This window comes from Butyrivibrio sp. VCD2006 (assembly GCF_000423925.1).
In the GTDB taxonomy this organism is placed as follows: Bacteria; Bacillota; Clostridia; order Lachnospirales; family Lachnospiraceae; genus Butyrivibrio.
This window is the reverse complement of the sequence record NZ_AUIX01000024.1, coordinates 62,276-74,557: the sequence shown is the minus strand read 5'-3', so window position 1 is coordinate 74,557 and position 12,282 is coordinate 62,276. Positions and strand designations below refer to the sequence as shown.

Genomic DNA, 12,282 nt, shown 5'->3' with positions numbered 1-12,282 from the left:
GTTTCTCTTTTGCTGGCGTTTATCGCATATCATATTGGAATGCTTATCTGGTGATGAGATAAGACGAGGATAAAAATGGAGCAATTACTTGAACTGTTAAAAGATGGCCATGCCAGAACTACAAAACTATTGGCCATGGAACTTCATACCAGTGAGGAAGATGTTTCCAGACAGATGGAATATCTCGAGAACATGGGAATCATAAAAAGAGTTATCTTTTCATCGAAAGGATGCTCAGGGTGTACTGGATGCTCATCCGGAAATAATTCAGATGGTCATACCTGCAAAGGATGCCTTCCTCAGGATGGATTTCAAAATATGGGACAAATGTGGGAAGTGGTGAAATAATTTAAAAGCGGGCCGGAAAATACAGACCAGATGTGGTCTGCAACTGTTTTTGATATGATTTAGGTGTCAAACTCCCGATAAGAGGTCTTTTTTAAGACCTTCATTCATGCAACAGCAGCGGTTAATAAGGCACTTGATGGAAGATGATAATTTTATCCTGTGATAAAGCACAAATGCTGGTTTTCCTTCGGGAAGACCGGCTTTTTTTATACTTATTTAAGAATATTACATAGAGGAATATTGTAGAATTAATAGTGCTTAGATGCGGATATTAACATGGTTTTTCAATTTTCGGATGCCTTTTATCATGGATTAAGAGGTGCACTATGACATTTTCTGAGACACTATACAAAATACTTATCCAGGGCGGATCATGGAAGACCATCCTGAACGGTCTGTTGGTGACGGCACAGATTTCTTTCTTTGCACTTTTGCTTGGAACTGTGATTGGTGCACTAATTTGCTTTTTACGAATTCGAAAAAATCCGGTTGTTAGAAATATCGCTGCTATATATATTGCAGTTTTGCGTGGGACTCCGGTACTTATGCTGCTCCTGCTTTTATATTATGGCGTGTTTGCCGGGTCAGATCTAAATCCTGTCAGCGTGGCGATTATTACCTTTGCACTGAATGTGTCTGCTCATGTTGCGGAGCTTTTGCGATCAGCACTTTTGGCCGTCGATAGGGGGCAGGCTGAGGCTGCCAGGACCCTTGGATTCTCCGCTGCATCAACTTTCAGACTGATAACGATGCCGCAGATGCTACGTACTGCAAAGCCTGTCTATCAGTCCACAATAGTGAATCTGATACAGTGGACCAGTGTCGTAGGCTATGTGACAATCACCGATCTGACACGTGTTATAAATAACACTGCATCGCGTACCATGCGGCCGTTTCCTACTATCATTATGGGGATGATTATTTATCTGACACTCAGCTACATTGTGTTTGGCCTATTTTCGTTATCAGATAGGATCAAGTACAGAAAGCGGGGTGAAACGATATGAGTCTGATCGAAGTAAAAAACCTGAAAAAGTCCTTCGGCCCGTTGGAAGTACTGAAAGGAATTGATCTTAGTGTGGAACAGGGGGAGCGCATTGCAATCATAGGAGGTTCCGGCTGTGGGAAGAGCGTTTTCCTAAGATCATTGTGCCTGCTTGAAAAGCCGGATGCAGGACAGATAGTGATTGACGGACAGGAGATTACCGCAAACCGCGCGAAGGTAGATGAAATCCGCCGAAGTATGGGTATGGTATTCCAGAAGTTTCACCTCTTTTCAGAGATGGATGTGATGGACAATCTGTGTCTTGCGCCGGTTCGGTTAAAAGGCATGAAAAGAGAAGAGGCTGAAGCAAAAGCCATGGAGCTGCTAAGACAAGTGGGACTTGCCTCGCGCGCACATGCCTGGCCCACAGTTCTCTCAGGCGGGCAGCAGCAGCGTATAGCAATCTGCCGATGCCTTATGATGGAGCCGAAGGTTCTGCTATTTGACGAACCGACAAGTGCGCTTGATCCGACCATGGTAGGTGAAGTGCTTGCCGTGATTCGAATGCTTGCCAAGCGCGACATGAGCATGCTGATCGTTACACATGAGATGAACTTCGCACGCGAGGTGTCTGACAGGGTGCTGTTCTTTGCTGACGGCGGTATTTATGAGCAGGGGACCCCGGAAGAGATTTTTGATAATCCCAAGAGAGAGAAGACAATAGCTTTCATCCAGAAGATCAAATTTTTTAGCTTTGAGATTGAAAATCGCGGCTTTGACCTGATGGCACTCCACGGCGGCATTCAGACCTTTGGAGAGAAGTATGGCCTGGATCAGAAACGAACCTATAGGCTGCAGCTTTGCTGTGAGGAACTAATCTATGATTTGCTTGAGCACTGTTACCAAAATCTTGAGGATGTGAACTTGAATTTGTCGGTTTCCTACGCTGAAGCGGATGGAACGACGCAGATTTCCATCGACTGCGGCGGTGTGGGATACAACCCCTTCGAGCAGGAAGAAGACGGACTTGGGGTGACTATTGTGAGAAATGTTTCCAGGAAGTTGGATTATAGCTATACAAACAACAGAAATAACCTAAGCATTATACTTTGATGATCATGAAGGAGGAACTTCCATGAAGAAACTTATTTCATTGACTATGGCGCTTATGATTGCATTTTCTGTTTGCCTTTCCGGGTGCGGTGCGAATGGTTCAAAAACCGGAAAATTTCAGAAGTATGGTGATATCGGCCGATTGTCAAAACTCAACATCACAGAAGATAAATTGAATGAAGTACTTAAGGATATCATGGTCGACAGTATCTGCAACAAATATGTATTTTACGATACGTTGACTGATATGCTTATGGCGCTGAACAGAGGGGATATCGTTGTACTCGAAACTGATCAGAATACTGTGCGGTACATTGTATCAAGAAATGAAGGAATCGTGGATCGGCCGCCATACCTCAACCCTAATACACTGATGTTCAGTATGCTCCTGCGAGAAGAGGACACAGAGCTGCGGGATCAGATTTCTACCTGCATTACCGAAATGAATGAAGACGGTACCATAAAAGATCTGAGAGAGCGCTATATCGAGAATGTCATCAAAGGTGATGAGCCGGACGCTATTGTATCTCAGGAATTTTCGGGTGCCAGAACAATTAAGGTTGCTGTGACGGGAGACCGCCCGCCCATGGACTACGTTTCAGCCGGAGGAGAACCTCTGGGATTTAACACTGCGCTCATTGCTGAAATCGCAAGGCGGCTGGGAATTAATGTTGAATTCATAAACGTGAACTGTGGAGCCAGAGGAATATCGCTTGCAACCGGTGTCTGTGACATCGTCTTTTGGATGGAAATCGGGGATTTTGAAAACTGGGAAGGTGCCGATTTTGAGGATCAGCCCGAAAATACTATCGTGACAGAGCCCTATATGTCCGCGCAGCTGTGGTGGGCAGTTCGCTCAGATTCCCCGGTAGTTAATTTATATCTGGATCAATGACCGTAAAACTGGGGAGAGATTATTTCTCAAGTAAGGCTTTTTATGTGCATATCGTATTCTGGTCATAAATGATGGCCAGATTGTGGAAAGCGGGGACCACACTCAGCTCATGGAGCTTGGCGGAATGTATGCTCATATGGTCGCACTCCAGGGATAAATAGGAGTGTGACAATGCGGTGTAAAATACACCCAAATCAGTGTGACTATTGCCATGTGTACGTTTTACTGATAGACTCGGAGTGTAATAAATCTTAAAGAAAGCGAGGTAATCATATTTATGTTTGAAATGAGAATAAGCAGTGTAGAGATTGTAACTGAATATAGTATGAGACCCTCGGCTTATGAGTATCAGCAGAAAGAGGCATAATTTACTTTGCCGTCTTTCATCATATGAAAATTGGAATTTAGCGATTTGAGCCGTGGCATTTTTGTCGCGGCTTTTTCTATGCATATTCAAGCGATATTTCCATAAACAGGGTCTCCAGAAAAATGTAATAAGCAACTATAACAAGAAGAAAAATGGAGACAAAACAATGAAAAATGAAAATGAACAAAACACTTTACCTGTAGAGAACAAAGGAAGAATTTCTGAGATTCAAAAAAATACCTATACTATCAGTTTTCAGGGAAAAGAGATCTATGCAAAACTAAAGGGACGTTTCAGGGAGGCAGAGGCCAGTCAGCTTCCGGTTGTGGGAGACTATGTGACATTTAAATTCAATCCAATCGGAGATTCTGTAATAGAGTCAGTCTGCGAAAGAAAGAGTTTTTTACAAAGACCCGATCAGGCCAAGACTGCGACCATGCAGTATATGGTTGCAAACGTGGACTATACCTTTATTGTCACATCACTGAATGAAGACTACAGCTATAACCGAATTGCCAGATACGTCAGTGTTGTCCTTCAGGGGAATTCAATCCCTGTGGTAGTTCTTACAAAATCTGACTTGTGCAATAATACAGGAAGATATATAAGAGAAGTGGAATCAATTTCAGATAAAGTAAGAGTTCATGCCATCTCAGCCATTTGTGGAATCGGGCTTGAGGAGCTTGATGAATACATGACTCCCGGAACAAGCATCTGCCTCATGGGTTCTTCAGGTGCGGGAAAATCAACACTACTAAATGCCCTCTGTGGCAAGGAGATAATGAAGACTTCAGAAGTCAGGTCTTATGATTCTACAGGAAGACACACGACGACTCACAGACAGCTGATAATGCTGGATAACGGAGTTTCTATCATTGACACTCCCGGTATGAGAGAGCTTGGAATGGCTCAGGTTGAAGAGGGACTGGACAACACATTTTCAGATATAATAGAGCTTGAAAGTCATTGCAGGTTCAGTGATTGCCAGCATGATACTGAGCCCGGATGTGCTATCAAGGCAGCTATTGAAAGTGGGGAACTTGACTCCGGCAGGTACATGCTATACAAATCCCTGGGGCAGGAGAACAGAAACAACTACGCCAAGAAAAAGGCTATCTCCAAGTGGGCCAAGGCTGCCAAGAAATTCAAATATAATAAATAATGAATTAAGTGTAAAACAGACCCGAATGAGTGAAAAGGGTCTGTTTTTTTATGGGAAGTGTATAGTAACTATACAGTTAATGAGTAAACAGTTATACAAATATAGTAGGAGGTTACAGCATGACAGTATTGTACTTTAGTTCTACAGGCAACTGCCTGTATATCGCCAAGCGTATCGGGGGCAAGCTTTTCCCGATAGCGGAATGCATTCATGAAGAAAATTTCGATATAGAAGATACAGAAGTAGGGATTGTTTTTCCTGTTTATGGACTTTGTGTTCCACCGTTTATTGTAGATTTTATTGAGAAAACATCCATTCAGACATCATATTTGTTCGCGGTGGCAACCTATGGCTTTTTCCCGGGAGCGGTGTGTGGACAGCTCTCTGAGATAAAGACGAAAAACGACAGAAGCTTCGATTATATCAATCGCCTTAAGATGGCTGAAAATTGCATAACCTTTTCAGATATGGCAAAGCAAAAGGGCGACAGCAAAAAGCAGCAATCGCAGATAGATGAGCTGCTTGCGGATATTACTGAGCACAAGAAGTTTATCAGGGAAGATTCTCCATTTAAAAAGCTTATGACTAAAAATCATATTAAGAATTATGAGTTTGAGACAGGTGTGGGGATTACGGATATGATCAGCGTTTCGGCGGACTGCAGGGGCTGCGGAACCTGCGCATCTCTATGTCCTATGAAGAATATCAGCATTAGTGACGGGAAGCCTGTATTTGGAAATACTTGTATCAGCTGCGGGGCCTGTCTCCAGAACTGCCCGCGGAACGCAATTCATCATAAAAAGGAAAAAAGTTCAGCCAGATACAGGAATCCTCACATTAGTCTTGAAGAATTAAAAATCAGCTAATAGGATCGTCAATTTAGTGTAAAGCAGAGCATCATCCGTGCAAAAGAGAGCCCTGATTTTCAAAAGTATTACATTACATACTGTAAAATGACTGTTTCAGCAGAGAAAGGAAGGAGCAAAATGAATAGCTATTTGGAAACAAAAGACCTGACAAAAAGATATGGTTCCTTTGAGGCTGTAAAGGATATGAATATTCACATAAACAGAGGGGATATTTATGGTCTCATCGGACCAAACGGAGCAGGCAAAACAACACTTATGAAAATGCTTGTAGGGTTCGCGACTCCAACTGAGGGCGAAATTGAAACAGCAGATGGGGAGCATTACCTTGCAAAGGTCGGATGCCTTATTGAGAGCCCCGGAATATACGGGTATCTTAATGCTTTTGACAACATGAAGCTTAAGGCGCTTTCAATGGGATTGTACGACGAGGAGGAAATTAGAGCCATTCTTGATTTTGTAGGATTATCACGAGAGCCTAAAAAGAAAGCAGGAAAGTTTTCTCTTGGAATGAAGCAGAGACTTGGAATCGGCATGGCGCTGATAGGAAAACCGGAATTTCTCATTCTTGATGAGCCCATAAACGGACTTGATCCGCAGGGAATCATTGAGATGAGAGAGCTTATTAAGGCGCTCAATGAGGAGAAGAAAATGACTATCATGATCTCAAGTCATCTCCTTGGTGAGCTTCAGAAGGTTGCAACGGTATTTGGCATCATTTCGGAAGGAAAGCTTGTGACAGAAGTAACTGCTGACGAATTAAGGGACAGCTATGTTGGTGAGGCTGATTCTCTCGAGGAATTCTATTTAGACATAATCAGGAAAGGACAGAAGGCATGTTAAATTTTATAAAAATGAATTTTTACAGATTTTTTAAAACAAGAGTTTTTTATATAACGCTTTTAATCACTGTACTTACATTTGGACTTCTGGCCAGACTTGAGACAGACCCCTCCTCTCAGGATCGCGGTGAGCAGGTAGTGCAGGAAAATCAGGAGGAAGAACATGTAGGGATAGTAGCTAACGAAGAGATAACTGAGCAAACAAGCTTCGAGGACCTCTATGCCAGCCTTACTTCTTCGGGATATATCCTGATCATGGTGGGAGTATTCGCAATCGTATATACCGAGGAGGAGAGAAAGAGCGGCTTTTTGAAAAATCTTCTGACAACACACAAGAAAAAGAAGAATATTTTTATTTCAAAAATTCCGGTGGTATTTTTATACACACTTATCATGTTCGTGGGTTCACTTTTGGCTATAAGACTCGGAAGCCTTGGAAGGGGACCGGGTATGTATGCTATACAGAGTTTTTGCTCTCTTATGAGGTTCATGTTGTTTGAAGTGATTCTTCATACAGTATTCGGAATTGCCATGATGGCTCTCTATGAGATTACCAGAAATACCATCATTCCTATCATGATCACAATTTTCGGATCCGCTAATCTTCATGGAATGCTCCTTAACATGGTTGAAGTAAAGCTTGTTTCCATGAGACCCGCACTGAGAGGCTTCATGGAGAAGTATGCTCTTTCAAGGAATCTCATTGTGACTAAGGTAAACATGCTTGGAGAGGCCCCTGTAGATTTTCCCTATATGAATGTTATTATTGTTATTATGATTGGACTGGTTTTATACTCAGTCATGGGAATGCTCATATTTACCAAGAGAGACACAATTTAAGGGCACTGGAACATAAGGGGAGTTGAACATGGAACTTAGAGCGTATACAAAAAACGATGCCGAAACGGTTATATCCTGGTGCGAAAATGAAGATATTTTTTATAAATGGACTGCGGGAATATTGGGGGATTATCCACTCACCCCTGACAGGCTGAAGTTTGGAGATAATGTGAAGCCTTATATTGCTGTAGATGATGGGAAAGATGTTGGATTTTTCATATTAAGAAAACCGGAAGGAACGGAAGGCGTCCTGAGAGTTGGCTTTGTAATCAACAATCCTGAGCTTAGAGGCAAGGGATACGGTAAGAAAATGCTAAAGCTCGCCGTAGAGGAAGCACGGAAAAGGCCTGATGTAGAGCAGGTTACGCTTGGTGTTTTCACAAATAATCTCCCTGCATATCATTGCTATAAAGCGGCAGGCTTTGAAGAAATCGAAGGCGCTCCGCTTGAAACTTATGAGATAAAAGGCGAGGAGTGGACGGATCAGGAAATGTGCGCGATGTAAATGGAGGAGAGGGTTATGGAAATAAGGATTGCAGAAAAGACAGATATAGAACTCATGATGAGCAGCAGACTTGAGATGTTAAAGGAAGTAAATTCTCTTGCGGCTGATTATCAGTATTCAGAGGATTTCGTGGAAAACAACAGGAGATATTTCCTTGAGGGAGACCAGACTACGGTTCTTGCGATTGATGGGGAGAGAGTCATCGGCTGCGCGTCTATGTGTTATTTCACCGTAATGCCAACATTTGATCATCCGACCGGAAAACGTGCACACCTTATGAATGTGTACACAGCCAAGGATTACCGCAGACAGGGCCTCGGAGAAAAGATGGTTAACATGCTTATCGATGAAGCCAGAAAAAGACGCGCAACAGAGGTCAGCCTTGATGCAACTGATGCGGGGAGATTTCTCTATAGGAAATGTGGGTTTAAAGATTCGGAGGAGGGCATGGTTTTGGCGTTGTAAAGCGAAATGACCACGAATTAGAGTAGAGGAAATTCATGATTGGATCAGGCACTCTTTGTGTTATGCTGATCATAATGGGGAAAGCTAATGAAAACAAACGCAAAGCTGATTACACTTGAAAACGTCACAAAAAAATACGGCGGCAAAACCGTAATTGACGGTATTTCGCACACCTTTTACAAGGGGGAATCCATCGCGTTTTACGGGCATAATGGATGCGGGAAGAGCACGATGCTTAAGCTCATCTCAGGCATTATTCCGATAAGCGGCGGTGATCTGCAGTATCATGAAAAGCTGCGGTTTTCATATGTTCCGGAGAAATTCGTGGGCATGGAGATTGAGATGATCGACTATCTTCGCGGTGTGGCACGGATGGAGGGTGTGGACCATGCCGTGACGGACTGGCTGATTAAGGATTTCTTTTTGGAGTCCATGATTCATACGAGAATGGATAAGCTTTCCAAGGGGAGTCTTCAAAAAGTTGGCGTAATTCAGGCGCTCATGGCGCCGCATCAGGTCATCCTGCTTGATGAGCCACTTTCCGGGCAGGATGCAGAATCCCAAAAAGTTTTCTTAGATAAGATGAACGAGCTGCGAGACCAGGGGATCACGATTTTTATGTCCTGTCATGAGGAGAAGCTGATAGATGCGCTCTCAGACAGGGTTTACACGATTGAACAGGGCAAGCTGTTGGAGACAGACGTCTCGGGAGAAGCAGTCTACTCAATTTATGTGAAGAAAAATCCGGCGCTGACGGTGCGACCTGATATGAGAAGTAAAGGTGGTAACTACGAGCTTACGGCAGAGGAGACGGCGCTTAAGGCGACTGTGCTTGGACTATATGAAGATGGATGGGAGATTGTAGGAATTGAAAAACACGCTTGAACTATACAAACTACGACGAAAACTCTTGAAAAAAGGTCAGGTGCTGATCGTACCGGTAGTTGCCACGGCACTTTTTATAGGAATCATGTATTCCATGGCGCCTATCGGTGTTACCAGTAGTTTCCTGCTGTCAGCGGCTTTTCTGTATTTAGTATGCGTGTTCATTTCCATGACTTTGAATGGGAAAGAGAATGACGTGTTCGAAGAAACGCTGATGATGCACTGCGAGAGGCCTCTTAATTACTACGTTTCCAGGGAAATGCTGCTGATCACGCAGTGTTTTGGCTATGCGCTTATATTGACGGTATTTCCGGCGGTGCTGTTTTTGCTTAGAGGCTCCATGTTCATCAGACCCATGGGAATAGCAGATGTTATATTGGGCGGCCTGTATATTTTCTTTAGCGGGCTATGCGGCATGGCGACTGGGGATTTCTTTCACCCGCGATTTTTACAGAGAAGAAAAGACGGGATACTGGGCGCAATCATGGTTTCAGTGCTTGCGATATGTAAAGAAGGGCTGACCACCTACTTAATGCCCTTGGCGATTTTGAATTTTGTGCTTCCACCTTTTCTTGACGGGTTTAAATTGGTTGGAAGCTCAGATATATTCGAGCTACGGGGGATGGTGCTGATTTTTCTGCACATGGCAGTGTATGCTGTGGTTGTGGTGTGCCTGAAGGTCTGGGTTCTTGAGAAGAGAAGGTTCAGGTATTGATGGAATGTAACAATAGTAATCCGGAGCATCCCATGAAGGCTCCGAATGGTGTAGCTTACATTTTTGCTACAAAATAATAAAAATAATGAAGTGAAAAACAGACCTTTATCCGTGTAAGATGAGGTCTGTTTTTTTTTTGCGTGTTATGGTATGAATGTAGATTTAGTATTTGGATACGATAACGGCATTGTACTTTTGTGAGTGGAAAAATGGATATTGAACGAATAAGTGATAAACTAACAGTGTACTTCGATGATCCGTTTTGGGTGGGAGTTTTTGAACGTATCGACAATGGAAAATTGTCTGTGGCAAAAGTGGTTTTTGGCGCAGAACCCAAGGATTATGAAGTTCAGGAATATATAATCAGGAACTATTATCGATTGAAATTCAGTCCTGCTGTAGATACTGTGGTCAGGGATATCAAGAAGAATCCGAAGAGATTACAGCGTGATGCTAAGAAAACGGTTCAGGAAAAAGGTATCGGAACAAAGTCCCAGCAGGCGTTAAAGCTTCAGCAGGAGCAGAACAAGCTTGAACGCAAGGTCAAAAGCCGGGAGCAGAAAGAAGCAGAGGAGTTAAGGCTTTTTGAATTAAAGCAACAGAAAAAGAAGGAAAGGCATAAAGGACATTGAGGGATATGGCTAGGGTAACTAAACAGGAATTGAAGTCGGAATTACAGAAGCTCGGAATTGAAAAAGGAATGACTTTGGAAGTGCATTCTTCCCTTAGCAGTTTTGGAGAACTTGAGGGTGGAGCGGAAACCGTCATAGATACATTGAAGGAACTGGTTACTGAAGAGGGCAGCATCTTCATGCCTGCACTCAGACTGAGTAAAGAGATGGATCTCACGGAGGAGGACAAGAAGCTTGGAATTACCGTGAAAATCAAGATTTTACCATCTGATGCTGAAAAAACGGCCATGGGCGTTGTGGCTGATACTTTTAGAAAGCTTCCTGACACTTACACGGGAACCGACACAATCAGCACATCCGGCTGGGGCAAGCATGGAAAGGACGCCCTGACCGGCGGCTTGGATTATCCGATTCATAATGGCGGGAAGGCTCTTTTGCTGGGAGTCGATATATACAAGTTTACGGCGATGCACTATGTGGAAGGTGTAACCCCGGACGATATAAATGAGATTTATGCTCCATCAGAGGAAATCAATAAAGTCTATCCGCCGGATGAATGGATGATGGAGGCCGGACATCCTCCGGTTAAGGCATGGTACAAGATACAGGAGATGGCCTATAATAAGAACCTGATAAAAGAAGCTTATATCGGGAATTGCAAGGCAATGTTTTTTGATATATGGTTAGTAGTTTCTCTGTATGAAAATGAATTAAAGCATGATCCCTATGGGCTGTGGGGATTGACGCATTAATGGTCATGGGAGACGAGGGTAGTATTCCTTTTTTTGGGCCCTATGACCCCGTTTATGGGATTCATTTAAGTGTAAAACAGATCATTATCAGTGTGATGATGGTCTGTTTTTTTGCGTTGACTTAATATATCAAATAGATATATTGTTAATGTATGATTCTTATGTTTATGGAGGCATAATTATGAGGCAAAAAATAAGGAAAACACTGTTACTTTTTTCATTCCTTCTATTTCCGATCACCATATGGTATTTTTCGCCATATCTGATAATTCAGGCTGCTGCGGAGCATATAATTAATGGCAGTTTTATCGTGTTTGTATTGATGCTGATTCTGTCCATGGTTTTGGGGAGAGCATGGTGCGGGTATTTGTGTCCTGCCGGCGGGCTGCAGGAATGCGCAGCCATGATAAAGGATAAACCTGTGAAACAGGGGAAGTTTAATCTGATAAAATATGTGATATGGACAGTGTGGATTATAGCGGTTATTACGACTTTTATTTTGGGAAAAAATGATGTAACTATAAATCCCTTCTATATGACAGATCATGGGATATCCGTTTCTCAGATTTACAGCTATATAATCTACTACGGTGTAATTCTGTTACTTGTGCTTCCGGCGCTGATACATGGAAAACGGGCAGCCTGTCACTATATTTGCTGGATGGCTCCGTTCATGGTAATAGGAAGCAGCGTGGGCAGATTTTTACACATACCGCAGCTTCATATTGAGGCGGATAAAGACAAATGCATAAACTGCGGAAGATGCAGCAAGGCTTGCCCTATGGGACTTGATGTTAAAAAGATGGTGGCAGAAGGCGTTAACTCAAAATGCACGGAGTGCACATTGTGCGGAGCGTGCGTTGATGAATGCGCTAAGGATGTTTTGAAGTACAGATTTGTTTGGAGATGA

The 12,282-nt window shown here is 43.0% G+C and carries 14 protein-coding genes and 1 pseudogene; all 15 read left to right on the top strand.

The window, feature by feature from the left end:
* Positions 1 to 75 precede the first annotated feature (75 nt).
* The 15 genes and pseudogenes from G586_RS22590 to G586_RS0110450 all read left to right on the top strand — a co-directional run bounded on the left by G586_RS22590 (position 76) and on the right by G586_RS0110450 (position 12,282).
* Positions 76 to 348 carry an Lrp/AsnC family transcriptional regulator gene (locus G586_RS22590; protein ID WP_035773020.1) on the top strand — a complete coding sequence of 91 codons (273 nt, stop codon included), beginning with the start codon at positions 76 to 78 and terminating at the stop codon, positions 346 to 348.
* Between the two features lie 326 nt (positions 349 to 674).
* Positions 675 to 1,355, top strand: a complete 681-nt coding sequence (locus G586_RS0110525) for an amino acid ABC transporter permease (protein WP_026527739.1) — start codon at positions 675 to 677, stop codon at positions 1,353 to 1,355.
* A pseudogene (locus tag G586_RS0110520) lies at positions 1,352 to 2,074 on the top strand (amino acid ABC transporter ATP-binding protein); the annotation flags it as partial. The gene G586_RS0110525 and the pseudogene G586_RS0110520, both read left to right, overlap by 4 nt.
* A gap of 394 nt (positions 2,075 to 2,468) precedes the next feature.
* Complete coding sequence (locus G586_RS0110515; protein ID WP_026527737.1) at positions 2,469 to 3,341, top strand: transporter substrate-binding domain-containing protein; 873 nt, start codon at positions 2,469 to 2,471, stop codon at positions 3,339 to 3,341.
* 533 nt (positions 3,342 to 3,874) lie between these two features.
* Positions 3,875 to 4,870 carry a ribosome small subunit-dependent GTPase A gene (gene rsgA / locus G586_RS22585; protein ID WP_051204718.1) on the top strand — a complete coding sequence of 332 codons (996 nt, stop codon included), beginning with the start codon at positions 3,875 to 3,877 and terminating at the stop codon, positions 4,868 to 4,870.
* A gap of 119 nt (positions 4,871 to 4,989) precedes the next feature.
* Entirely contained in the window at positions 4,990 to 5,736 is a 747-nt protein-coding gene (locus G586_RS0110500) for an EFR1 family ferrodoxin (RefSeq protein ID WP_026527736.1), read from the top strand.
* A 120-nt stretch (positions 5,737 to 5,856) separates the two neighbouring features.
* Positions 5,857 to 6,579, top strand: coding sequence for an ATP-binding cassette domain-containing protein (locus G586_RS22580; protein ID WP_051204717.1), 723 nt, complete (start codon positions 5,857 to 5,859; stop codon positions 6,577 to 6,579).
* Positions 6,580 to 6,590: 11 nt separating this feature from the next.
* On the top strand, positions 6,591 to 7,418 hold the full coding sequence (locus tag G586_RS0110490) for an ABC transporter permease (protein WP_196811583.1): 828 nt from the start codon (positions 6,591 to 6,593) through the stop codon (positions 7,416 to 7,418).
* Between the two features lie 28 nt (positions 7,419 to 7,446).
* On the top strand, positions 7,447 to 7,923 hold the full coding sequence (locus G586_RS0110485) for a GNAT family N-acetyltransferase (protein ID WP_035773018.1): 477 nt from the start codon (positions 7,447 to 7,449) through the stop codon (positions 7,921 to 7,923).
* 15 nt (positions 7,924 to 7,938) lie between these two features.
* On the top strand, positions 7,939 to 8,388 hold the full coding sequence (locus G586_RS0110480; protein ID WP_026527733.1) for a GNAT family N-acetyltransferase: 450 nt from the start codon (positions 7,939 to 7,941) through the stop codon (positions 8,386 to 8,388).
* A gap of 87 nt (positions 8,389 to 8,475) precedes the next feature.
* Entirely contained in the window at positions 8,476 to 9,273 is a 798-nt protein-coding gene (locus tag G586_RS22575) for an ATP-binding cassette domain-containing protein (protein ID WP_051204716.1), read from the top strand.
* Positions 9,257 to 9,988: a hypothetical protein gene (locus tag G586_RS0110470; protein WP_026527732.1), complete on the top strand. Its 732-nt coding sequence runs from the start codon at positions 9,257 to 9,259 to the stop codon at positions 9,986 to 9,988. Before G586_RS22575 ends, G586_RS0110470 begins: the two co-directional genes overlap by 17 nt.
* 209 nt (positions 9,989 to 10,197) lie before the next feature.
* Positions 10,198 to 10,620, top strand: a complete 423-nt coding sequence (locus G586_RS0110465; RefSeq protein ID WP_442852456.1) for a YjdF family protein — start codon at positions 10,198 to 10,200, stop codon at positions 10,618 to 10,620.
* A gap of 5 nt (positions 10,621 to 10,625) precedes the next feature.
* Positions 10,626 to 11,372, top strand: a complete 747-nt coding sequence (locus tag G586_RS0110460; RefSeq protein ID WP_026527730.1) for an AAC(3) family N-acetyltransferase — start codon at positions 10,626 to 10,628, stop codon at positions 11,370 to 11,372.
* A gap of 181 nt (positions 11,373 to 11,553) precedes the next feature.
* Positions 11,554 to 12,282: a 4Fe-4S binding protein gene (locus G586_RS0110450; protein WP_035773017.1), complete on the top strand. Its 729-nt coding sequence runs from the start codon at positions 11,554 to 11,556 to the stop codon at positions 12,280 to 12,282.

Coding starts and splice junctions, on each gene's coding strand:
- G586_RS0110525 (WP_026527739.1), top strand. CDS start 675: ATGACATTTTCTGAGACACTATACAAAATACTTATCCAGGGCGGATCA.
- G586_RS22580 (WP_051204717.1), top strand. CDS start 5,857: ATGAATAGCTATTTGGAAACAAAAGACCTGACAAAAAGATATGGTTCC.
- G586_RS0110500 (WP_026527736.1), top strand. CDS start 4,990: ATGACAGTATTGTACTTTAGTTCTACAGGCAACTGCCTGTATATCGCC.
- G586_RS22575 (WP_051204716.1), top strand. CDS start 8,476: ATGAAAACAAACGCAAAGCTGATTACACTTGAAAACGTCACAAAAAAA.
- G586_RS0110480 (WP_026527733.1), top strand. CDS start 7,939: ATGGAAATAAGGATTGCAGAAAAGACAGATATAGAACTCATGATGAGC.
- rsgA (WP_051204718.1), top strand. CDS start 3,875: ATGAAAAATGAAAATGAACAAAACACTTTACCTGTAGAGAACAAAGGA.
- G586_RS0110490 (WP_196811583.1), top strand. CDS start 6,591: ATGAATTTTTACAGATTTTTTAAAACAAGAGTTTTTTATATAACGCTT.
- G586_RS22590 (WP_035773020.1), top strand. CDS start 76: ATGGAGCAATTACTTGAACTGTTAAAAGATGGCCATGCCAGAACTACA.
- G586_RS0110450 (WP_035773017.1), top strand. CDS start 11,554: ATGAGGCAAAAAATAAGGAAAACACTGTTACTTTTTTCATTCCTTCTA.
- G586_RS0110485 (WP_035773018.1), top strand. CDS start 7,447: ATGGAACTTAGAGCGTATACAAAAAACGATGCCGAAACGGTTATATCC.
- G586_RS0110515 (WP_026527737.1), top strand. CDS start 2,469: ATGAAGAAACTTATTTCATTGACTATGGCGCTTATGATTGCATTTTCT.
- G586_RS0110465 (WP_442852456.1), top strand. CDS start 10,198: ATGGATATTGAACGAATAAGTGATAAACTAACAGTGTACTTCGATGAT.
- G586_RS0110460 (WP_026527730.1), top strand. CDS start 10,626: ATGGCTAGGGTAACTAAACAGGAATTGAAGTCGGAATTACAGAAGCTC.